Here is a 20,604-nt window from a genome sequence, read left to right on the forward strand (position 1 = left end):
GCACCGACCGCCGAGGCCCCGCAGAAGTCCGTTCCGTCAGCCGTTCCAGCGGCCGGGCGGGCTGCACTCCGCCGGCAGGTGCTCCTCGCAGAAGTGAACGGTGGTCACCATCGCGGTCTTGCCGGTCGGGTGGTTGGTGACCCGCCACACCGGGGTCTCCTCGCACGGCTCCTGCCCGGCCTCCTGGTGGTCCAGGACCGTGGAACACCGGATCTCCGGCTCGCCCTTGGCCGCTTTGTGCCCCTTGGGCTTCTCCTCCGCAATCCGGATGTACCCGCGCGGCTGGTCCTTCGGCGTCCACGTCCACCGCCGGGCCGTGCCGATCTTCTCCGCCGACTCGGCCTCGATCCGTTGGGCCACCGCCACCAGGGCGTCCGGCTCCTCCAGGGCGAGCTCCACGATCCGGGCGACCACCGCGTCCCGCGAGAGCGTCATCCCGAGGCCGGCCGACAGCTGGCTCGTCCAGTCGTCCAGCTCCTCGGTCAGCTTCTCCGGCACCGCCAGGCGCAGCGGGCCCGTCTTCTTCGCGGCCTTCCCCTTCCCGTCCCCATCACCCGAGTTCTCCCTAATTAGGGAGGTCACGGCCTTGTAGGCCAGCGCGGTGACCGCCTGCTCCCGCTCGGTCCCCTCGGTCGGCAGATTCTCCGCCTTGGCGAACTCGGCGACCGCCGCGTCGAGCATTCCGGCCGTGACCTTCCCGCCCTGCTCGGCTTCCTTCACCGCCACTTGGGCGCCGGCGTACAAAGCGACCACGGTCAGCTCCCCGTGCTCCTGGTCCGCCTTGACGACCGGGAGCAGGCTGGTGACGTGGCTGCCGGTCACGCCCCGGCCGCCCGTGGTCGGAGCGAGCAGCGCGGCCAGCCGGTAGCCCTCCATCAGCCGGTAGGCCGGGGACGGCTTGAGCCCCCACCGGTCCCACAGGTACGCGGGGAAGTCCGGGTGGGTGGCGCGGTGGAGGTGTCCCTTCGCGATGACCGCCAGCGCCTGCCCGGCCGCCCAGCCGGACGCCTGGAACGTCTCGATCGCCGACTCAGCCGCGGCGAGGTTCGTACGCTCCATCGCCGACAGGTCTCCGGTCCCCTCCACCACCTCATCGAGGTCGGGCAGGTCCTGGACCAGCGAGACGCGCGAGCGGTCCGACCGGTCGGTGTCGCGGCGGGCTGCGGCTGCGGTCACGGGGTGACTCCGATCTTCATGTTCCTGATCTCGGTGAGGACGCGGTCGTAGTGGGTCATCCGGGCACGGATCGGCCTGCCCCACGCCTTGTGGTACTTGCGGTGCGCGGGGATCTCCGTGGCCAGCACGGTGAAGCCGGCCTTCACCAAGTCGTCCCGCACCTCCTGGTTGTACTTCGGGTCCTTCGGGTCGGCGCGGTTCATCGACACCACCGTCGGCAGCGGCCGGCCCAGGTCCCGCCGGGCGTCCTCCAGGAACCGGTACGTGTCGACCGTGCGCGGCAACTCGAACGAGCTGGTACTGGTCGGCACGATCACCGCGTCCGCAAGCTGCAGCACGGACAGCACGATGTCAGCGTGGTCCTCCGCCTGCGGGCAGTCGACCACCACGTCGTGCCCGGCCGGGACCAACTCGGGGATCAGGATGTGCGCCTGCGGCCGGGCGACCCGGTGCACAGCGAACGGGAACGGGGCGATCTCGTGCCAGTCGGCGACGGCCCGGGAGCGGTCGGCGTCGACCAGGGCGACGGGCGGATCGTCGGGCCTTTCGTGGATCGCGCTGGCCAGCCACCCGGCGGTGGTCGACTTACCGCTCCCCGGCTTGTAGTTCACGAGGGCAATCAGCATGGGCGACACGCTAGCCCCGGCCCGACCGACGTCCCGACCGGCAACGCCGCCCGCGGTACCGTACGGGTGGAATCAGCATGATCGGCCCCCGGTCCGCCGGGGGCCGTTCGCGTTCCCCCAGCCCCGTGCCGGGGTGTGCCGCCCCCGTACCGGGGTGTGCCGGGCGGGCGGGACTCCTGACGCAGCTCCTGCCGTGACTCCTCCTGCGACTCCTGACGTAGCCCCTGACGTCGCTCCCTCAGCCTGTCGGCCGCCCCCGGCATCCGTGCTGGTCAGACCCCGTCCACCAAGGCCTGGGAATTCCGACATCCAGTCCTGGCAGGGGGTGTGGGCGGTTCAGCGGCCTGGATTCCGGGGGCCTGCGGCGCCCGTGCGTCCGACCGACCGCCGGCCGTTTCCTCCGACCGGGACGGTGGGTCAGACCGGCAGGCGCAGGAAGATGTCGGCGGCCTGCCGCAGGGCGCCCTCCCCGTGCCTTGCGGCGGCGGGCAGGCCCATCGCGGTCGTGCCGGGCCGGTAGACGAGGACCGGCACGCGGCCGTCGTCGGGCAGGACGGCGGGCAGCAGGTCCATGCCGTACCCGGGCAGCAGCTCCTCGGGGGCCTGGCCGGGGACCAGTGCCCGCAGGTCCCCGGCCGTGCGGACCTGCGGCCCGTCGCGCAAGACCTGGCACATCAGGTCGAACCACGCGTCCCCACTGCCGGCGAGCTCGCGGCCCGGGGACCAGCCGCCCCTGACCGCGAGCAGGCGCAGCAGCCCGGCCGCCTCCAGGGCCTGGCCCCGGGTGGCGGTGCCAGCCGTGAGCGCGAGCAGCAGCGGCTGCACCTGCGTCAGCGCGTCCTCGGTCGACAGGACGAGCGGCACGACGGGCACGAGCGCGCCAGTGGCCCACCGCTCCCCCTCTCCCGGGCCGCGGGCCAGCAGCGCCGCCACCCGGGTTGAGACGGTGGAGCGCGCGACCCCGAGCGCGGCCGCCAGGGCGGCGTAGGTGCCGAGCTCCCCCTCCTGGTGGACGCGAACCAAGGCGTCCCGCAGGCCCTCCAGGCGGGGCAGCAGCCGGGTCTCCAGGACCGCCACCAGGTGCCGGACCGCGGCCCCGTCCTCGTCCGGGCCCTGGATGCTGCCGTACGTCTCCAGCCGGCGCAGCAGGACCAGGCCCGCCAGCACCGCGTGGGTGAACTCCCCGGCGTCCGCGAGCTCGGCGCCCGGGAGCAGCTCCCGGTCGTCGTGGCCGACCACCGTCAGCACCTCCGAGCTGTAGCGGCCCCCGGCCCCGGGATCGTCGTGACGGACGGTCTGCAACATCGCCGAACCTCCTGTACTGGACTACGTACAGCCGACTGTACGGACATCCGTACAAGCCTGACAAGCCATCAGCTTGATGGCGGCCAATCTTGCGAGATTAGCCGCCATCGGCTCCCCGAGATTCCCTCCCCTTCTTCACCACCGCCACCGAGGGACCGTGCCGGTGCTCCGGCACGCCCCGTGCCGACTGTGTCGGACCACCCGGCACGGTCCCTCATCAGCGCGTCCGACAGTGACCGACCACCATGACCGAGCTACCGACGAATGCCGCCACCAATGATCAACATCCCCTCACCAAGGCATCCACCAAGGTTCGAAGATGATCTAGCGGGTATCGATCAAGGTACTGAAGAGCACTCCAGGTATCTTCGATACGTGATCATGGTCCGCCGGGGGCGGCCGCAGGCAAGCGAGGGGGTGGGCCGGGGTGGGGTGGGTGACGCCGATCCGGGCCCCCGAGCAGGTGGACTACCGGCTGTCCCGATCGTGCGGTTGCGACGTCGAGCGGGACGCCCAGGTCGAGTACCGGCTCGCCTCCGAGCGGGACCTGCGGTGGATCGGCGGCGGCCTGGCCGAGGTCGGCCTGACCGCCGGCGAAGCCGTCGACCCGGAGGCCGCCCGGGCGCTGATGGACGGTCGCGACCCGCGCACCGGCGAGCAGCTGGTGGCCCGCAAGCGCGTCCTGGACCCCCGCGGCAAGCTTCCCGCGCACGTCCTGGTGGACGCCGTTGCCGCGCTCGCCGAGGCGGACGGCGTCACCGCGGCCGCGTACCTCGGCGGCGGTCCGCTTGCCGAGCGGCTGGCCCGTGCCGGGCGCGGTGTGCGCCGGGAAGGGGAGCGGCACCTGCTCCCGCTCGCCGACGTCGAGCGCCTGGCCGCCGCCGCCGGCCTCACCGCCGAGGGGCTGTACGGCGCCGACGTCGTCGGCGAGGCCCGGCCCTACGCCGGGCGTCACGTCGACGTCGGCCTGCGCGGCGTCGACGTCGTTTTGGACTTGCCCAAGAGCATCTCGACCGCGTGGGCGCTGGCCGGGGGCGAGCTGGCGGCCACCATCGAAGAGGAGTGGCTGGCCTCCGTCGGGGAGGCGGTCGCCGCGCTGGAGGGGTGGACGGCGTACGGGATGGCTGGCCACCACGGCTCCGGCCAGCACGCCGAGCGGGTCGCCACCTCCGGTCTGCTCGGCTGGACCACCCTGCACCGCTCCGCCCGCCCGGTGAAGGGCGCGGTCGGCGACCCACACCTGCACGTCCACGTCTCCATCGCGCACATGGCCAAGGGAGTCGACGGCCGGTGGCGGACCATCGCGGCCGGCGCCGAGGATCTGCTGCGGCACGCGCATCTGACCAACGAGGTGGCCGAGGGCCTCCTCAGGAAGAAGCTGACCGAGCGGCACGGCGCCCGGTTCGAGCGGTCCGCGACGACCGGGGCGTGGGAGCTCGCGGGCGTGGACGAAGGCCTGCGGACGGCGTTCTCCCAGCGTCACGCCCAGGTCCTGCGCGAAGCTGGCCCCGAGGCCACTCGCGACCAGCAGAAAAGCGCCGCGCGGCGCAGCGCCGAGGGCAAGACCGACCAGACCGCCGAGCGTACGAGCTGGCGGGCCCGGGCGGTGGCCACGATGGCCGGGGACGTCTCCAGCCTGCTCGACGGCGAGCGCCTGGTGGTGCTCGCCGAGGCCGGCCGGGCGGTCGACACGATGGTCCGCACGGTGCTGCCCGGCCCGGGCGGGCCCGGCTCCGGGGCGGTCGGCGGGCCAGACGGCCCGGTGCTTCCCACCCCTGAGCAGGTCGCCTCCCAAATCTGGGACGACCTGGAACACGGCCTGGTCGCCGCGCGGAAGGTGGTCGGGCACACGCACGTGCTGTCCGCAGTGGTGCAGCAGCTGCCTTATCTGGATTCCGTCGAGCAGCTCACCCAGCTCGTGGACCAGGTCCTCGCCGTCGACGGTCACGCGGTCCGGCTGAGCGACTCGACCCGGCACCACCAGGTCCACCGCCAGCGCTACACCCACACCTCCGTTCTGTTGGCGGAGAGCACGATCATCAGGACCGCGGCGACCGGTCTCGGTCGGGGCCTGGCCCAGCTCACCCCGGAGGCCGCGGGGATGACGATCGCCACCGTCGAGGCCGCGAAGTCGACGGCGGCCAGGCGCTTCCGGTTCTCCGCCGAGCAGCGGGCGGTGATCGTGCGGCTGCTGACCGCCGGTCACGCGGTGGATTCCGTGGTCGGCGTCGCGGGGGCGGGCAAGACCAGCTCGATGCAGGCCGCCCGGGCGGGGTGGGAGGCCGCCGGCCTTCGGGTGGTCGGCGCCAGCACGGCAGCCGTTGCCGCGGCAAACCTCGCGGCCGAGGCCGGGATCGACTCCCGGACGATCGCGGCGTGGACCCGCGACATCTCCGGCGGCCGCGGCCTGGACGGCGTCGGCGTCCTGGTCCTGGACGAGGGCGCGATGGCCGACGACCGGGCGCTTGCCGCGCTGCTCCGGCACGCCGCCACCACCGACACCAAGGTGGTCACCATCGGCGACCCGCTCCAACTCCGCGCGGTCGGGATCGGCGGCGGCTTCGCCCGGATCCACCAGATCGTCGACGGCCTGACGCTCTCGGAGAACCGCCGTCAGACCGATCCGGTCGAGCGGGAGGCGCTGCGGGCGTGGCGGGACGGCGGGCGTACCAGTGCGCTGGCAATGCTGGCCGGGCACCGGCGCGTCCACGCCGTCGACACCGTCGATCAGGCCCACACCTCCATGCTGGCCACGTGGGATGCGGCCCGCACCCGGTGGGCCACTGACCCGCACGGCCAGGTAGCCGAGCTGCTGTTGCTGGCCGCGCGCCGGGCCGACGTCGCCCAGCTCAACGCGGGCGCCCGGGCGCTGCGGGTCGCGGCCGGCGAACTCGACGGCGGCCTGGTCCTGCGCGGCCCGGACGGCGCCCGGATCGACTTCGCCGTCGGCGACCTGGTCCACGTCCGCCAGAACGACTACCGCTCCCGCCGCGGTGACGAGCCAGACGTGCTGAACGGCTTCCGCGGGGTCGCCCTGGCGACCGACGCGCGGCGTGGAGTCCTGGTCGAGTGGCGCCGTCCGGACGGCGCCGGCGGCCACCGCACCGACGCTGCGTGGATGAGCCCGCGCGACGTCGCCGAGGGCCGCCTCACCCACGGCTACGCGATGACGATCGGCTCCGCCCAGGGCCTGACCAGCGAGGTCACCATCGCGTCCGGCCGGGGCGCGGACGCCCACAGCCTCTACCCGGCGCTCTCCCGGGCCCGGCAGGAGACCCACCTGTGGCTGCCGCTCGCCGAGCTGGAGGACGACGTCACCCGCCTGACACTCGGCCAGCCACGTTCCGCCGTCGAGCGCCTGGACCGGGCGGTGGCCGCGTACGGGCGCCAGCTTGAGCGCGGCTCCGAGGACGTCATGGTGGTGGACGAGCTCGCCGCCGAGCGGGCCACCGAACGGGCCGTGCCGCCTCCCGTGCCGGGGGGTGTGCCGGTCTCTGACCTGCACCGGCACGGGCCCGGCGACGTCCCAGCGCAGCGTCAGGAGGCTTCTGCGGACGGCTTCCGGATCGGCCGCGTACTGCCCCCGGAACCGGTCGCGCCGCCTGCCGAGGCTCCCCACGAGAAGCCCAGCCCCGAGGAGATCCGTCGGGCCCTGGCCGAGCTGGACGCCCGCCTCGAAGAGGTCCGCCGCGCGCAGCAGATCCCCGGGTGGCGTGAGCGCCCACACGGCACCGTGGCCACCGGCGCGTTGGCGGGGCGCGCCGAGCGGGCCGAGGCCGACGCTCGGCAGGCCCGCGCCGAGGCCCGCCAGCTCGACCTGCGAGCGGACCGGCTCGGTGCGGTGCTGGGCACCGACCAGGCGCCCGGCCCCCAGCGGGTCGCCAAAATCACCGGCCACCTCGACATGGCCGAGCAGCTGCTCGGGCAGGCCGACGCCGCCGTCCGGGCCGCGGCCGAGGTCGACGTCCGTATCGCCGGGCTGTACGCCACCAACCGCGAGGAGATGCAGGTCGAGCGGCGGATCCGCGAGCGCGCCGCCCTCAAGCGGTCTGCGGTTTTCCTTCAGCGCGTGGGGATGCTGGAGGCCGCCGATGCCCTGCGCCAGCGCGTGGACGAGCGCACCGCGCAGATCGAGCCGCTGCGACAGCAGGCCCTCGCCCTGCGCGCCCAGGACGTCGACCTGCGCCGCCAGGCCAAGGCCGAGGTCGACGCCGTGACGGGCCCGGTGTACGGGTCGGTCGAGCAGCGGGTCGCCGCCGAGCGGGCGAAGCTGCCCGACCTCGGCGAGCGCCTGGAGCGCCGCGATCAGAGGGAGTACCAGCGCCTGGTCACCGAGGCCGGCACCCAGCGGCGCTCCGCCGAGCAGTTCGACCAGCGTGCGGCCGACCTTCGCGGGGAGGCGGTGGTGCGCGAGCAGCTGCCCGCCGGGCGCCGCACCACCGAGGCCGTCGAGCGCACCGCCGCGATCCGCGCGGCCAACCAGCGGCGGGCCGCCGAGCAGGCGGCGGCCGCCGAACGGGCCCAGCAGTACGAGTACCGGTACGAGCCGCCCACTCAAGGCCGGTCCGGACCCAGCATCGGCCGCTGACCAGCACCGTCACACCGTGCCGGTCGACCGACACGGGTCGGCACGGAGTCGGGACCCCGGGCAGTGGCGGGTAATCTTGCAAGATTGGTCGCCAAAGTCCCCGGCCGCCGGAGTTCGGGGAGACCGGGGAGAAGTCAGGTCCGAGGGGTCTTCAACTCACTGATCAGGTCGCGTACGTGGTCGGCCCGGGCGGTGAGGCGTTCGGCGTCGAAGCGGCGTTGCTTGGCCGTGCTCACCCACCACGTGGCCCTCTTCTCGGCCTCCGCCGCCTCTTCGGCCCGGCCGGCGGCTTCGGCCTTCTGCTGTTCGGTTCGGGCTTCCTCGGCGCGGCCGGCGGCGTAGGTGGCCTCGCGCTCGGCGCGGGCGGCGGCGCCGCGCAGCCGGGTGTGCTCGCGTCGGGCGCGCTTGGGGGCTTCGGTCAGGGCGTGGTCGAGGGCGGCGCGGATGATGTCGCCGGCGGTGACGACCTGGGCGCGGAGCTCGGCCCGCTGGGCGATCGAGTCGGCGTCCGGCCGGGGGGCGAGGGCGGCGCCCATCGCGGCGAGCATGGTCACCCCGCCGTGCTGGCGGGTGGACTCGCGCATGATCGCCTCGGGGCCGTCGCCCCACAGGTCGGCCCACTCCTGGAGCTGCTTCTCGATCTCGGCGTTGTGCCAGTAGCAGCCGCGGCGCAGCTGCTCGCCGACCTCGTGCGGGAGCCTGAGGCCGAGCCGTCCGAGGAACTTGGTCTCGCCCTCGTCGTGCTGGGCCTCGTAGCGGGACGGGTCCGTTCCCCAGCGGCGGCCGGCGGCCAGGGCCCCCCGCGGAATCGGCGGCCAGTCGTGGTCCCAGCCCCGGGCGGCGAGCTCCGCCCGGACCCCGGGCACCAGAAGCCAGTCCTTACTGCCAGCGAGGCGACCGCTCTCCCGCTCCTCGGCCAGCGACTCCCGGGTCGCGCGACGGGCCCGCGCGAGCTCACCAGCGCGCAGCCCGACGTGGCCCTCCCGCTGCTCAGCGAGCCAGGCCCGTTCCTCACCCGCCGCCATGTCGGCCACCAGATCGAGGAGTTGGAGCCGCTCCTCCCTCACCGCCACCGTGTACTGCACCGTCGGTCCCATACCGGAAATGATGGCAGAGGGGCGGGCAATCTTGCGAGATTGCCCGCCCAATGGCGGCGCTGCCCCGGCGAGCAGCGGCACCTGGGGTCAGCCGACTGTCGGGTCGGCGTCGTCGGCCGGCACCGGGCGGGTGGTGAGCGGTCGGCGGCCGGTCGGCACGGGGCGTGCCGGGTCGACCGGCACGGGCGGCACGGGGCGTGCCGGTGCGGCGAGGGCGGCGAGTTCGGCGGCGGTGAGGCCGGGGCGGTGCGGCTCGGTGTCGGCGGCGTCCTGGTGGTCGCGGTCGAAGCCTGGGCCGAGGGGTCGGCGGGTCATGCGGTGGCGTCCTTCCTGGGGGTGAGGGTGATCTGGTCGCGGACGGGAAGTCCGGCGGCGCGGCGTGCGGCGCGTTCGGGCAGCACCCAGTCGCGCGGGGCGACGCCGAGCGTGTGTTGGGCGGCGTCGAGTTCGGTGATGGTCGCGGTGGAGGCCCGGCGCTTGGGCGAGCGGGGTGCGACGGGCATGGGTGCGCCGTCGACGGTGTGGGGCAGCCAGAAGTCGATGCCGAAGGTGAGGCCCCAGCCTGTCAGCAGCTCGGTGACGGCGGCCTGCGCGCCGGGCAGGCCTTCACCGTTCTCGTCCCAGCCGACCTTCACGGCGGCCTTGAGTCGGCCGCGGCGGCCGGGGACGGCGCGGATCGCTGCGGCGATCGGCTCGTTCCTGACCTGGTACATCGTCTTCTTCTCCGGGGCGGTGTCCTCCGATGTGACGATCTCCTGGTCGTCCTTCTCGTTGACGCTCGTGAGTTCGGCGAGGCGGGCCTTGATCTCCCCGCCCCAGGTGAGCATGCGGTGGCCCTTGGTGGCGCGTTCGTACTCCTGCCAGCATTTGACCTCAGCGTATTCGCTGGTCAGACGGCTTTTCAGCGTGGCGAGGCACTGTTCGGCGGCTTCGATGCGGGCGAGCATGCCGGGGCCGGCTTCACCGTTGTCGGCGGCGATGGCCTCGCGGTCGGCGGCCCCGTGGGCGCGGGCGAGGGCGCGGTCGGCCTTGCGGATCTCCCGGCGTACCGGCGCGGACTCCTCCAGTGCGCGGCGGAGGATCTCGAAGGGGGTCCGGCCCTGACGCTGGGCGGCCTTCATGTCGCCGCGCAGCAACTCGTTGCCGAGCGACTTCTCGATGGACTTGCCCTTGGCGATCTCCTTGGGCGTCAGATCCTTGTCCTGCACCTTGACCAGGTACTTTGCAAGGTCCCCGAAGCCCTTCTTGGTGCGCTTGGCGGGGTCGACCTTGACGCCGTGCTTGCGGCTGGGGACGCCGAGCTTGACCTTCTTGGCGAGCTTGGCCCACTGCTCGTACAGCTCCGCCTCCATCTTCCGAGCCTGCTCCTCGGAGACCGGCTCCTCGGTCCACAGGACTGCGTGGATGTGGGTGTGCCAGGAGTTCGCCCAGTTGTGCGTCATCTCAATGGCACGGGCGAAGCCGACGACGCGGTGGCGGGCGCGGAAGCCATTGGGGCCCTTCCACCAGCGGCTTTGCTGGAGTTTCTTCCAAGCCAGGGTGGTGCGCTCCATCTGGATGTCGAGCTTGGCCCCGTTCCAGTGCCGGGTGGTGAAGGTGGCCATCGCGATGCCGTGGCCGGCCTCGAACCAGGCCGCGGCGTAACGCTCGACGTCCGCGGCGCGCTGGGCCCGGACGATCGGCGCACACTCTGGGCAGGACCAGACCGACCCGCAGCGGAAGAAGCCGGCGAACCCGCCGTCGCCGTCGGGGGTGTAGGTGATCTCGACGGCCCCGGCGATCGGCTTCACACCGCACTTCGGCAGGGAGGGCAGGGTGGTGATGTCCCGTGCGTCGTCCAGCTGCCGCATCCGGGCCTGCTTGCGGTCGCCGCGCAACTCAAACCGGCGCTCCCATTTCGCCAGGTCAGCGCGGGTTTCCGGTGCGTCAGCGGCAACTCTGCTCTCTGTGTTCCTAGACGGCCCGTCGGGGGTGGTTTCTGCACTGCCGTCACAGGCGGCAGAGAGGGCCGCTGACGCCTCGCCAGCGGTCAGTACCGGTCCGGTGGCGGTGCCCGCCCGGACGGCGCGCAAGCGGGCCTTGAAGGCCTCGTGGGCCTCGGCCGGGTCGGCGGGGGCGTCGATCTTGGGGGCGTCGGCCTCCCACTGCTCGATCCACTCGCGGGCGGCGGCGAGGGTGCCGGGGTGGGCAGCGCGCCGACTGGCCTTGGAGCGGGGGCGCTCGCCCTTCGGGGTGCGGCGCCGCTCGGTCAGACACGCGCTCGGCGTCCAGACGTGCGAATGGCCACCGGCGGCCGGACGCTCGACCGCCGAAGCGGGAGCGGCATTCGGGCCGGTGGCCTGCGGATTCTGTTGTGTTGTTGCGCGGATGCCGGAGGCACCCGTTACCATCGGGTCCAAGGGATCAGGTTTCTGTGGTTATCGCGGCGAAGCGAACTTTTTAAGGGACCTGATCCACTAGAGAGGCCGGGGCTCCTACACCCCGGCCTTTCGCTTTTCAGGCCTTTGGCGTCCGATCATGCCCTACTTCTGCGCCGAATGTGGCGTCCGGCACGAAGACGCAGGTTGTGATCTGGAAGACCATCAGGGCCGGTCCCCCGTCCGGGGGACCGGCCCTTCGTGCTGTCAGCGCCGGCGGTTCTTGCGGGCGTCCCTGTCGGTGATGACGTCGATGCAGGTCCCGGGCAGGTCATCCACCCAGTCGAAGTCATCGATGCCGACGTCGTGCCTCGCCGCAGCGGCGAGCAGGTCGTCCAGGAGCGCGGCCGCGTCGGCCCGCTGCTGGGCGGTGATCGGGTCGCCGTGGCGCTGGACGGCGGCGATCCGCTCAGTGGTGGTCCGACCCTTGCTGTCGGTCGTGGTCATGGCCGTCACCGCCCGGCCAAGTCGGCGACGACGCGGCCGGCGTCCCGGTTGATCCGGTCGGCGAGGTGCGCGACGTACTCGGCGGCGACGTCGGCCAGGCGCTCGTCGTCAGCCGCGACCGACCCTCGCGGCAGGGTCCAGTCCTGCGCGGGGACGTAGAGGGTGGCGGTGGTGGCTACCGCCAGGCGCCTGCCCTCCGGCGCGAAGTGGTGGTCGAAGCCGTCGTCGGCACCCCCGACGGGCGACTGGGTGGTCCAGTCGTCCACGGTCCGCGGGACCTTGGCGGTGAGGTGGTCGTGGTGAAGCGGGACTCCCACCTCGAAGTAGAGCTCCCGGTCGTCGTCCAGGTGCGCGGTGATCCACCGGATGTCGGGGCGGATGCTGGCGTAGGCCGGCGCCATGGTGGGCGGGGTGGCGAGTTGCCAGGCCGCGGCCGCGAACTCGGCGCCGGACACCGGGGTCGAGTCGTCGTCGCCGAGCTCGCCGAACTCGGTGAACAGGTTCCGGTGGGACCAAACGTAGGTGGCGTACCGGCTGCCGCCGTTGCTGGCGTACTCGCGGTCGGTGGTGTGGTCGATGCGGACGAGGGTCTCGGGGGTCCAGGTCGTCATGGTGCGGATCCTCTCGGCTGGGCAGGGCAGTTCGGGACAGCTCGGGCGTTCCGGCCCGGGGCGGCCGGGGCTGGTGTAGCCCCGGCCGCCCCGACACCGGTCAGCTCTCGTCGAAGCGGAGTTGGTGGCACTCGTCGCACAACGGTCGGATCCTCACCCGATCGTTGACCGCCAGGTCGAACGGGTCCTCCCGGAGCACGGTGTCCGGCTTGTCCTCGTCGCAGTAGTCGCAGGTCATGGCGGTCAGCCCTCCGGGGTGGTGATGGGGTCGTCGGCACCGACCCGCTTCCACGCGGCCTGGAGCCTCTCGCCGCCGCCGACGTAGCCCAGCTCCCTGAAGCGGGTCTGCATCGCGCGGAAGGACCGGGGCGGGTCGGTCTCCGCCCGGATCATGAGCACGACCATGTCGAGCTCGACGTCGGCGAGTTGCACTCCGGGCTGCGGGGCGGGCCGCTCCTGGGGAGCCTCCTCCTGGACCGTGTCGGCCGTGCCGGGGGCCGTACCGGGCTCCGTGTCGGCCGCGTCGAACAGGAGCTGACCAGGGATTTCCTCGCGGCGCGCGTCCGGCACGGGCACCGGCTCCGGTGCGGGCTGCGCGACAGGTGCCGGCGCCTCGGCCACGGCGACCGGGATCGGCGGCGGGCCGACGAGGGCGGCCGGGGCGGACACCGGGCCCGGGAGCTCCGGCTGCGGGTCTGCCGGGGTGCGGCCGTAGAGGGTGTCGAGGGCGGCCAGGGCGGGGGCGGTGCTGCGGCTGGTGTAGGACCCGCTCAGCGCGGCGGTGAGGCGGGGGTCGCCGCGGCCCACGCGCTCGGCCAGCTTCCAGGCCTCCACCTCGGACGCCGAGCGCACCTTCTCGTCCGGGTGCTGCTTGGAGCGCGCCTGGTGGTACTCGATCCGGCGCAGGAGGTCTCCGGTGCGGCGGTCGGCCTCGGCGTCATGCCCGGTCCGGTGAACCACGATGCTGCGGGCGATGTAGCCGGCGAGCTCCGCCGCGGCGGTCATCGCGAGCGGCGTCGCGGCGTAGACGATACGGTCCACATCGGTCTTTGCCAGGTTGAGGCCGATGGCGGAGCCGACCAGCGGCATGAGCCACAGGCCCACCCTCAGCGGGAGCGGGTAGGGCCTGCTGATCAGGGTGAGCGAGATGAGGCCCAACCCGAGGAGGCCGACGACGCCTTCGCCGGCCGCGACCAGACCGAGGGCCTGGTCGCCATCGCCAAGGGCCTTCTTCATGTTGTGGTAGGTCGCCCAGGCGCCGGTGAGCCCGACCCCGGCCATGGCGACGAAGAAGAGGCCGAGGAGCAGGACGGCCCCTCCCCCGACGGTCTGGGCGGCGTACCGGGTGTCCGGCACGGCCGTACCGGCCGTGCCGGTCCCGGCGTCATCCCTGGTCAGGGGGCCCGGCACGGCGTGCCGGGCGGCACGCCGGTCATACTTGTTCATGTGGAACACGGTTGCCTCCGTGGATCACAGGGCCGCTCCGGGGTACAGCCGGGCGGCCCACTTTTTGTTGTCCGACCTACTCGGCGGCGTTGCTGCTGACGCGGTTGACCGCCGTGATGGTGACGTTCCTATCGGTGCGGACCAACGCCATGACGTGCACCACGCGGCCGTTCTGGTCGCGGTCCACCCGCGTGATCAGGTCGACGGCCGAAGGCTCCGGCAGCTGGAGCACCCCCCGCTGCTCGTCCGTGGCCAGGGCCGGGCGGATGTGGTCGACCTGCTCGATCTGGAGCCCGAGGGACTCCAGCCGGGCGAGGTAGCCGCCGGCCCCCGTGTCGAGGTCCCGAAGCACCGGCAGCGCGTCGGTGATCTCCGGCAAGAAGTAGGACACCGCCCACTGGAGCGGCAGCTGGCCGGTGGCGCCCTGCACTCGGTCCCGGACCAGCACGGCAGTGCCGGGGGCGAGGCCGAGCAGCTCGGCGATCGCGGCCGGCGCGGGACGGTCCTCGATGGTGACGGCAGCCGCCGCGGGCTGCCCGGTCGCGGCCACATCGGCGTAGAAGCCGCGCTGGTCGGCCTGCACCGCGAGGTTGTCAGCGGTTCGCTGAACGGCGTTGCTGTTGGTACTCATGGTTCGGTTGCGCCTTTCGGTGGGTTAGCGGGTGTAGCTGAGGACGTTCCGAGCAGTGACGACGAGGTCGGTCACTTCGAGGGCCCGGCCACTCTGGTCTCGGGTCGTACGTGTCACCAGGCATACCGGCGCGGGCGCCGTCAGGCCCAACACCTCGCACTGCTGCTTGGTGGCGAGCGCCGGAATGACGTCGTCACGCTGCTCGATCACCAGGCCGAGCTCCTCGAACCGGGCGAGCATTCCGCCAGGCCCAGTGACCTCTTCCCACAGGATCGGCAACGCTTCAGTGATCTCCGGCAGGTACCAACTGCAAGCGGTCTGCAGCACTGTGACCGGCCCGTCATCCTCGGCCTGCACTCCCTGGACCCGGTCGCGGACCAGGAGCGGGGACCGCACCGGCACGCCAAGAATCTCGGCGACGTGCTCAGGTGCGGGCCGGTACTCACGAGTCGTGACAACACGAGACCGAAGGCCGGCGTCCCGGACGTCGGCGTAGAAGCCGCGCTCCGTCTGTGCCGTCGCCCGGTTCGCGTCGGTGCGCAACACCTTGGTGACGCGGGGCAGCACCGTGGTACCCCGGCCGGGCACCCCCTTGACCAGGCCCTCACGGGCGAGTGCGTCGAGGGCCCGACGGACCGTTCCTTCGCTGCAACCCAGCTCCGCGGCCAGGTCCGGGTGCTTCGGCAACACCGTCCCCGGCGGGTAGTACCCGTTCTCGATGCGGGTGCGCAGGTCGATACGAGCCTGCTCCCACTTGGTCTGTCTGGTCACACCGAGTTCTCCCTTGGTCCTGGTCTCAGCGGGTGCCCACAGCATACGCACACCGACATCAGAATGCGATACCGACATCGGGGCTTGACTCCGATATCGGAATAGGGAACTCTCTTACTCGTCGCCACCACCGACCGAGGCCAATTGGCTCCGGAAGGTGACCTTGCCGCGGCATGCGAAAGCCCCGCCCGATCACCTTCCACAGATCGCGGGCGGGGCTGTGACCAGCGCAGATCCCTCCGAGAGAGGTGCCAGTCATGGCCAACGCTACCCCCGTCCCCCCGATCACCCCCAAGGACCGCGCCCAGGCCGCCGCCGGCGCCGACCGCGTGCTCACCGTGCAGACCGGCAAGAGCGGCGGTCCGAAGTGAGCCGCCTCATCACCGAGCTGCCGCTGGTGGGCGCCGTGACCCGCGACGGCGTTGCCTACCAGGTCGCCGCCCCGGTGTCCGTGGGCACCGTCAGCGCCCTGATGTGCGAGTCCTGGTGCAACAAACTCCAGGTCAGCGACTACGGCGGCCCGCACTTCCGCGCCATGTGCGTTGTCGACGGCGAGCCGTTCGTGCTCACCGGCCGGATCGGCGGCGACGCCTGATGTTCGGTCGCTCCGAGTCGAAGCCCAGCACCCGCACCGACACCCCGGACCACGTCGACTCCGCCGGCCGCACCTGGACCGGCGCCGACTACGACGAGGCCCGCGCCTCCGGCCGCGTGATCCACGCCCCGCGCACCGACCACAGCGTCGACCACCTCGGCCGCCCTTCCTCCTGACCCGCCCCGGTGGTGCACACCCCTTCACATCCCGGGGTGTGCACCGCCCCTGACCTGGGAGATCCCCATGGGCTACATGCTGTGCCTGTTCTTCCTCGCGGCGGACTTCGTGCTGGCTGTCCTGTGCGTCCGTGAGCTGATCCGCCGGGGCGGGTGGGACCGATGACGATTCCTCCGCCCCCCTCCGAGCCGCCCACCGCCGGCACCCCCGCCTCCGACCTCGACTCCGTCGTGGTCGGGGAGTGGTGGCGCAAGGACGGCCCCCGCATCCCCTCTCCCGCCTCCGGTACCACCGTCTACACCCCGGTCCCGATCGGCACCGGCCACGGCCAGGCCGTCCAGGCCGCCTCCGTCGCGGCCGCTGCCGAGGCCTTCTGGGCCCCGGCCCGCGCCGTCTTCGCCGAGCAGGCCACCACGATCGCCTCGGCGGTCGGCGAGACGATCGACCAGCTCTTCACCGAGACCCCGGCCCAGCGCGCCGCCCGCCAGCAGGTCGAGTACGAGACCCGGCTCGCCAGCGAGCGCGCCCGGATGGACGCCGCCTTCGGCAAGGTCGGGGAGACCAAGACCGAAGCCGACGCGCGGCACCGCGTCGAGGACGTCCTCGTTCCCGGCCCCCCGCAGCACACCGACCTCCTCAGCCTGATCGACCGGCTCGCCGACCGGATCACCGAGACCCCCGAGGAGAAGGCCGTCCGCCTGGAGACCGAGCACGAGCTGCACAAGCAGCGCGCCCGGATCCGGGAGGACCACGTCCGCGCCGCGGCCGGGGAGACCCCCAAGCAGCGCGACCTGCGCCACCGCCGCCAGCAGCTCGCCGACCAGCGCGAGACCAGGCAGCGGAACCGCCGCGAACGCCTCCGGGCCGCCCGCGCCAAGGCTGGCTCCTCCAACCGCTACCGCCGCTTCCGCCGCTGGTGCACGCTCACCGCGATCAGCGCGACCGCCGGCTACTCCATCGGCCTCGTCCCGTTGCTCAGCACCGGCGGCCCCTGGGTCGGAATGTTCGTCGCCACCGTCGGCTGGACCGCCGACACCTACCTGCGCGACCGCGGCCGCCTGCGCGTGACCGAGGTCCGCGGCACCGGACGCCTCGTGCTGCTGACCATCGTGCGCATCCCCGTCGCCTCCGGCCTCGCCGTCGCCCTCGGCCTCGGCCACCTCATCGCCGCCCTCCCCCTCTACCGGTAAAGGACACACATCATGAGCAGCCTCATCGCCCTCGGCAGCGGCGGCGCCGCGACGGTCGCCACCTTCTACCTCTACGTCGGTGTCCGCGGGAAGAACAAGATCACCGTCAAGCCGGACAACGTCCCCTACTGGTCGTACACCATCGGCTTGTTGGCCTCCAACGCCGGCGCGGCCTTCCAGCAGCTGCCCGCCATCGGCACCCAGCTGAACCAGGCGTTCCACGGCAACGCCACCATCGGGGACTGGCAGCCGGGCGCCACCGCCGCCCTGGCCACCATCGCGGTGTTCGGGCTCGCGCCCCGCGCGTGGAAAGACGCCCTGCTCGGCGCCGTCAGCCCCTCCCTGTTCGTCTACGCCGGCGGACTGTGGGCCATCCCCGGCTCCTTCTTCACCGGCATCCTCACCTCGATCGTGGGCTGAGCCATGCAGAAAATCCTCCCCGAGAAGCTGTTCCCCACCCCGCGCGCCGTCCCCGGCCACCGCATGCGGATCGTCGCCACCCTCGGGTGGCCCATCAGCGGCTGGATCACCGGCACCCCGGTCCTCGTCCGCAAGCTCACCGCCCCCCAGCGCGAGCGTCGCGCCGAGGCCGCCGCCCTCCAGGCCAAGCAGACCGAACTGGCCGCCGCCGCCGAGGCCGAGGCCGAAGCGGCCTTCACCAAGAAGCTCAACGACGAGCCCGACGCCGACAAGCGCGCCGCGATGGTCCGCGCCCAGGAGACCAAGAAGGTCACGGTCCACCAGGTCCGCCTGGAACAGGCGAAGGCAGCCAGCAAGATCAAGCGCGCCAAGTTCTGGGAGGTCGCGGCCGGCGCCGCCATCACCCTGGTCGTCGGCGGGCCGCTGATCTGGTCGCTGGCCCGGCCCCTGATCGAGCCCGGCATCGGCCTCCTGCTCGGCGGCTGGTGGATCGCCGCCCTCATCCACGCCCCCGCCAAGAAGAAGGGGGAGGAGGAGAAGGAGGGGGAGAGCTCGGCCGAGGCCGGCACCCGGGACGCCCACCCGGCCCCCGCCTACGACGACCTGGACGTCGCCGACGACGACCAGGAGCAGCCCGAGCCGACCACCTACCCGCCCCTCTCCCCGGCCGAGCTCGCCATCACCGTCGAGCACATGGTGGCCCTGCGCGCGCAGAGCGACGAAGGCCGCGGCCACGTCCACCTCTCCGAGGTCCTCTCCTCCCTCCAACGCCACGGCCACTACACCGAGTACACGACCCGGGATTTCGGGCCCGTCCTCCGGGCCGCCGGCCTCACCACCGAGAAGTCCATCCGGGTGCCCACCAAGGACCCCAAGAAGGCCGTCTCCACCGGCTTCTCCGCGGCCGGCCTCACCACCCATCTCGGCCGCCCTCCCCGACTGCCTCCCCAGGCCGTCATCGACCGCACCCCCGAGGCCGTCTGACACCGCCCCGTTCACCACCCCAAAGCCCCCGTTCGGCCCCGGCCGGACGGGGGCTCTGCCATGCTCGGACAGCCCCTTCCAACCCCTCTCCCCCGAGGAGGACCAGGCCCCCGCCGGCACCGACTACACCCGGCCGCTGACCTGCGACAACTACACGACTACAGCCCCGACTACACCCCGACTACACGCCCCGACTACACCCCTGCCGGAAGGGGATCGCGATCTTGTACACGTACCGCTGCGGGGTCTGCCGCACCATCAGCGACCACACCTACCGCTACGAGGCCGAGGACGAACAGCACCGCCACATCAACTCGGCCCACGACGGGCGGACCCCCGAACAGCAGAGCATCACCCGCGTCGGCCCCCCGCCGACGCCACCCCGCTACCTCCCGCCCCCGCCCCCGTGGACACCCCACCCCAAGCCCCTGCGCCACGAGCTCGCCGAAGCGATCACCAAGTCGCCCCGGTCACTCGCCGTCACCATTGCGGCCGTCGTCCTCGGCAGCTGGCTCCTCTACCAGTGGCTCACCCACCTCCCCGGCGCCCTGCCCCCGCCCCGCCCGTACGTCCCCCCGACCGCCACCCACACCCCCCTCCCCCTGCCCACCGGCCAACCGCTCGCCTCCCTCCTCGCCAGCCTCAACGCCGCCCCGCCCACCCCGCGCTGACCGAGGCCTCCCGCCCGCCTCCCTGCCCTGCCGCCGGAGGGTGCGCACGCTCGCGTCACCGATCCCGGGGGGCTCCGCCCCCCCGGACCCCCCGACCACCTCCAAGGGGACCGGGGGCCTGGCGATCATGTGACCGACGAGTGGGTGGTGCGGGCTCAGACCAGCGGGGGGTCCCCTCGGCAGACGGCCTCCGCACCCTGCCACCGACGACCGAACCCGCTCGACCAAGCCCGCCCAAGAACTTTTCACCGCCCCTCCGCAAGCTCCGGGCCGCCGAAAACTTCTTCGCCGGGTCGACCGCCTGGCGGCGGCCGAGTCGCTCGGGCCCGGACGACGGCGGCCCCACCGAGATGCCGCCCACCGAGGGGACCCCCCGCACGGCCCGACCCCTGGGGCAGGACGACGGCGAGCCGAGCGCGCGAAAGGCCGGCACCCCGTCGGACACCGGCCCCCAACCCCAACCCGGCACGGCCGTACCGCCGTACCGGGCCCACCGACACACCCCGTGCCGGTGGGGCGGGTAATCTCGCAAGCTTGCCCGCCAGCCCTGACCTGGTTGCCTCGGAGGTTGCTCCTGAGGTTGCCCGGGAGGTTGCCCCAGCGGTTGCCTCCGAGGTTGCCCAGGGGGTTGCTCCGGGCTAGCCCCGGTTGTCCCACGTCCGCGCTGGTCAGCGCCCGGGACAACCACCCAGGACAACCCCCGACTACTTCCCCACGGACCCCCGTCCGTCGCGCAGCAGCACCCCGGGTGTCCCGTACGGCCCGGCAGGGATCAGCACGCGCAGCGGGCGCGGACCGCCGGCCGGGTCGGCGACGGCCCGGTCCTCCTCGTCGACGAGCACCAGGACGCCGAGCTCATCCCCGGCCCCCCTCCCGCCGAGCCCGCCGGGCCGCGAGCGAGACCACCTCGGCCAGGAGCTCCACCCCCTCCTCCACACACGCGGGCACGGACACCGGGAGCTCCTCCAGCCGCGGCCGCCGATGCCGGGCCGGCGGAAGCGCCGCCACCCGCGCCCACTCGACCTCCAGCTCCCTCCGCCGCTCCTCCCACTCCGAGAAATCCGGCCTCGGCCGACACGACGGCCACCACGCCTCCGAGTCACACCCCCCACACCCGCACTCCGGCACCGGCTGCGGCTCCCACTCCGGCACCGGCTCCCTCGGACGCCGGTGCCGACCACTTCCCGCCTCAGTCACATCCATGCCCTGCCAACGACCACCCCACCAACCTGTCACGGGTAATCTCGCAAGATTGGTCGTACGAACCCACTCCCCCGCTCCGGTCGTGGCCAACTCCATGCCGCCGACCTGCACCGATGCGCCGACTACACCCCCGACTACAGGCCGCGGGGCCCCGGCACCGACCGCCGAGGCCCCGCAGAAGTCCGTTCCGTCAGCCGTTCCAGCGGCCGGGCGGGCTGCACTCCGCCGGCAGGTGCTCCTCGCAGAAGT

20 protein-coding genes are annotated in these 20,604 nt (G+C 72.9%); 7 read left to right on the top strand and 13 right to left on the bottom strand.

What is annotated here, in order from left to right:
• Window positions 1-36 precede the first annotated feature (36 nt).
• The 3 genes from ACFVUY_RS42250 to ACFVUY_RS42260 all read right to left on the bottom strand — a co-directional run bounded on the left by ACFVUY_RS42250 (window position 37) and on the right by ACFVUY_RS42260 (window position 3,107).
• Window positions 37-1,176 carry a hypothetical protein gene (locus ACFVUY_RS42250; RefSeq protein ID WP_387737258.1) on the bottom strand — a complete coding sequence of 380 codons (1,140 nt, stop codon included), beginning with the start codon at window positions 1,174-1,176 and terminating at the stop codon, window positions 37-39.
• Window positions 1,173-1,802, bottom strand: coding sequence for a ParA family protein (locus ACFVUY_RS42255; protein WP_387737259.1), 630 nt, complete (start codon window positions 1,800-1,802; stop codon window positions 1,173-1,175). The genes ACFVUY_RS42250 and ACFVUY_RS42255 overlap by 4 nt, the downstream gene beginning before the upstream one ends.
• A gap of 417 nt (window positions 1,803-2,219) precedes the next feature.
• On the bottom strand, window positions 2,220-3,107 hold the full coding sequence (locus ACFVUY_RS42260; protein WP_387737260.1) for a hypothetical protein: 888 nt from the start codon (window positions 3,105-3,107) through the stop codon (window positions 2,220-2,222).
• A 436-nt stretch (window positions 3,108-3,543) separates the two neighbouring features.
• Between ACFVUY_RS42260 and mobF the strand changes: the two genes are divergently transcribed.
• Window positions 3,544-7,695, top strand: a complete 4,152-nt coding sequence (gene mobF, locus ACFVUY_RS42265; protein ID WP_387737261.1) for a MobF family relaxase — start codon at window positions 3,544-3,546, stop codon at window positions 7,693-7,695.
• Window positions 7,696-7,829: 134 nt separating this feature from the next.
• Here mobF and ACFVUY_RS42270 read toward each other — a convergent pair whose 3' ends face one another.
• The 9 genes from ACFVUY_RS42270 to ACFVUY_RS42310 form a co-directional block, all read right to left on the bottom strand.
• Window positions 7,830-8,792 (bottom strand): hypothetical protein, encoded by a 963-nt coding sequence (locus tag ACFVUY_RS42270; RefSeq protein WP_387737262.1) that lies wholly within the window; start codon window positions 8,790-8,792, stop codon window positions 7,830-7,832.
• An 87-nt stretch (window positions 8,793-8,879) separates the two neighbouring features.
• The gene (locus tag ACFVUY_RS42275; RefSeq protein ID WP_387737263.1) at window positions 8,880-9,107 is read right to left on the bottom strand and encodes a hypothetical protein; all 228 of its coding nucleotides are present in this window, start codon (window positions 9,105-9,107) and stop codon (window positions 8,880-8,882) included.
• Window positions 9,104-11,182 (bottom strand): protein rep, encoded by a 2,079-nt coding sequence (locus ACFVUY_RS42280; protein WP_387737277.1) that lies wholly within the window; start codon window positions 11,180-11,182, stop codon window positions 9,104-9,106. The genes ACFVUY_RS42275 and ACFVUY_RS42280 overlap by 4 nt, the downstream gene beginning before the upstream one ends.
• A 234-nt stretch (window positions 11,183-11,416) precedes the next feature.
• Window positions 11,417-11,656 (bottom strand): hypothetical protein, encoded by a 240-nt coding sequence (locus ACFVUY_RS42285; RefSeq protein WP_387737264.1) that lies wholly within the window; start codon window positions 11,654-11,656, stop codon window positions 11,417-11,419.
• A 5-nt stretch (window positions 11,657-11,661) separates the two neighbouring features.
• Window positions 11,662-12,267: a hypothetical protein gene (locus ACFVUY_RS42290; protein ID WP_387737265.1), complete on the bottom strand. Its 606-nt coding sequence runs from the start codon at window positions 12,265-12,267 to the stop codon at window positions 11,662-11,664.
• A gap of 100 nt (window positions 12,268-12,367) precedes the next feature.
• Entirely contained in the window at window positions 12,368-12,505 is a 138-nt protein-coding gene (locus tag ACFVUY_RS42295; RefSeq protein ID WP_387737266.1) for a hypothetical protein, read from the bottom strand.
• A 5-nt stretch (window positions 12,506-12,510) separates the two neighbouring features.
• Entirely contained in the window at window positions 12,511-13,713 is a 1,203-nt protein-coding gene (locus tag ACFVUY_RS42300) for a hypothetical protein (protein WP_387737267.1), read from the bottom strand.
• Between the two features lie 76 nt (window positions 13,714-13,789).
• Entirely contained in the window at window positions 13,790-14,344 is a 555-nt protein-coding gene (locus tag ACFVUY_RS42305) for a UTRA domain-containing protein (protein ID WP_387737268.1), read from the bottom strand.
• Between the two features lie 24 nt (window positions 14,345-14,368).
• Window positions 14,369-15,115, bottom strand: coding sequence for a GntR family transcriptional regulator (locus ACFVUY_RS42310; RefSeq protein ID WP_387737269.1), 747 nt, complete (start codon window positions 15,113-15,115; stop codon window positions 14,369-14,371).
• 367 nt (window positions 15,116-15,482) lie between these two features.
• On the opposite strand from ACFVUY_RS42310, the gene ACFVUY_RS42315 reads away from it, so the two are divergent.
• The 6 genes from ACFVUY_RS42315 (at window position 15,483) to ACFVUY_RS42340 (ending at window position 19,152) form a co-directional block, all read left to right on the top strand.
• Entirely contained in the window at window positions 15,483-15,710 is a 228-nt protein-coding gene (locus ACFVUY_RS42315) for a hypothetical protein (protein WP_387737270.1), read from the top strand.
• The gene (locus tag ACFVUY_RS42320; protein WP_387737271.1) at window positions 15,710-15,886 is read left to right on the top strand and encodes a hypothetical protein; all 177 of its coding nucleotides are present in this window, start codon (window positions 15,710-15,712) and stop codon (window positions 15,884-15,886) included. The genes ACFVUY_RS42315 and ACFVUY_RS42320 overlap by 1 nt, the downstream gene beginning before the upstream one ends.
• A gap of 162 nt (window positions 15,887-16,048) precedes the next feature.
• Window positions 16,049-17,077, top strand: coding sequence for a hypothetical protein (locus tag ACFVUY_RS42325; RefSeq protein ID WP_387737272.1), 1,029 nt, complete (start codon window positions 16,049-16,051; stop codon window positions 17,075-17,077).
• Between the two features lie 12 nt (window positions 17,078-17,089).
• On the top strand, window positions 17,090-17,497 hold the full coding sequence (locus ACFVUY_RS42330; RefSeq protein ID WP_387737273.1) for a hypothetical protein: 408 nt from the start codon (window positions 17,090-17,092) through the stop codon (window positions 17,495-17,497).
• A gap of 3 nt (window positions 17,498-17,500) precedes the next feature.
• Window positions 17,501-18,481, top strand: a complete 981-nt coding sequence (locus tag ACFVUY_RS42335) for a hypothetical protein (protein WP_387737274.1) — start codon at window positions 17,501-17,503, stop codon at window positions 18,479-18,481.
• Between the two features lie 224 nt (window positions 18,482-18,705).
• Window positions 18,706-19,152, top strand: a complete 447-nt coding sequence (locus tag ACFVUY_RS42340) for a hypothetical protein (protein ID WP_387737275.1) — start codon at window positions 18,706-18,708, stop codon at window positions 19,150-19,152.
• Between the two features lie 704 nt (window positions 19,153-19,856).
• Here ACFVUY_RS42340 and ACFVUY_RS42345 read toward each other — a convergent pair.
• The gene (locus ACFVUY_RS42345) at window positions 19,857-19,994 is read right to left on the bottom strand and encodes a hypothetical protein (protein WP_387737276.1); all 138 of its coding nucleotides are present in this window, start codon (window positions 19,992-19,994) and stop codon (window positions 19,857-19,859) included.
• Between the last annotated feature and the right edge of the window lie 610 nt (window positions 19,995-20,604).

The organism is Kitasatospora sp. NPDC058063 (genome assembly GCF_042885395.1).
Classification (GTDB): Bacteria; Actinomycetota; Actinomycetes; order Streptomycetales; family Streptomycetaceae; genus Kitasatospora; species Kitasatospora lactacystinica.

Bases quoted from the DNA above. Each gene is read 5' to 3' on its own strand.
- ACFVUY_RS42305 (WP_387737268.1), bottom strand. From the start codon at position 14,344: ATGAGTACCAACAGCAACGCCGTTCAGCGAACCGCTGACAACCTCGCG.
- ACFVUY_RS42270 (WP_387737262.1), bottom strand. From the start codon at position 8,792: ATGGGACCGACGGTGCAGTACACGGTGGCGGTGAGGGAGGAGCGGCTC.
- ACFVUY_RS42335 (WP_387737274.1), top strand. From the start codon at position 17,501: ATGCAGAAAATCCTCCCCGAGAAGCTGTTCCCCACCCCGCGCGCCGTC.
- ACFVUY_RS42300 (WP_387737267.1), bottom strand. From the start codon at position 13,713: ATGAACAAGTATGACCGGCGTGCCGCCCGGCACGCCGTGCCGGGCCCC.
- ACFVUY_RS42260 (WP_387737260.1), bottom strand. From the start codon at position 3,107: ATGTTGCAGACCGTCCGTCACGACGATCCCGGGGCCGGGGGCCGCTAC.
- ACFVUY_RS42325 (WP_387737272.1), top strand. From the start codon at position 16,049: ATGACGATTCCTCCGCCCCCCTCCGAGCCGCCCACCGCCGGCACCCCC.
- ACFVUY_RS42255 (WP_387737259.1), bottom strand. From the start codon at position 1,802: ATGCTGATTGCCCTCGTGAACTACAAGCCGGGGAGCGGTAAGTCGACC.
- ACFVUY_RS42275 (WP_387737263.1), bottom strand. From the start codon at position 9,107: ATGACCCGCCGACCCCTCGGCCCAGGCTTCGACCGCGACCACCAGGAC.
- ACFVUY_RS42330 (WP_387737273.1), top strand. From the start codon at position 17,090: ATGAGCAGCCTCATCGCCCTCGGCAGCGGCGGCGCCGCGACGGTCGCC.
- ACFVUY_RS42320 (WP_387737271.1), top strand. From the start codon at position 15,710: ATGTTCGGTCGCTCCGAGTCGAAGCCCAGCACCCGCACCGACACCCCG.
- ACFVUY_RS42285 (WP_387737264.1), bottom strand. From the start codon at position 11,656: ATGACCACGACCGACAGCAAGGGTCGGACCACCACTGAGCGGATCGCC.
- ACFVUY_RS42295 (WP_387737266.1), bottom strand. From the start codon at position 12,505: ATGACCTGCGACTACTGCGACGAGGACAAGCCGGACACCGTGCTCCGG.
- ACFVUY_RS42290 (WP_387737265.1), bottom strand. From the start codon at position 12,267: ATGACGACCTGGACCCCCGAGACCCTCGTCCGCATCGACCACACCACC.
- ACFVUY_RS42280 (WP_387737277.1), bottom strand. From the start codon at position 11,182: ATGGTAACGGGTGCCTCCGGCATCCGCGCAACAACACAACAGAATCCG.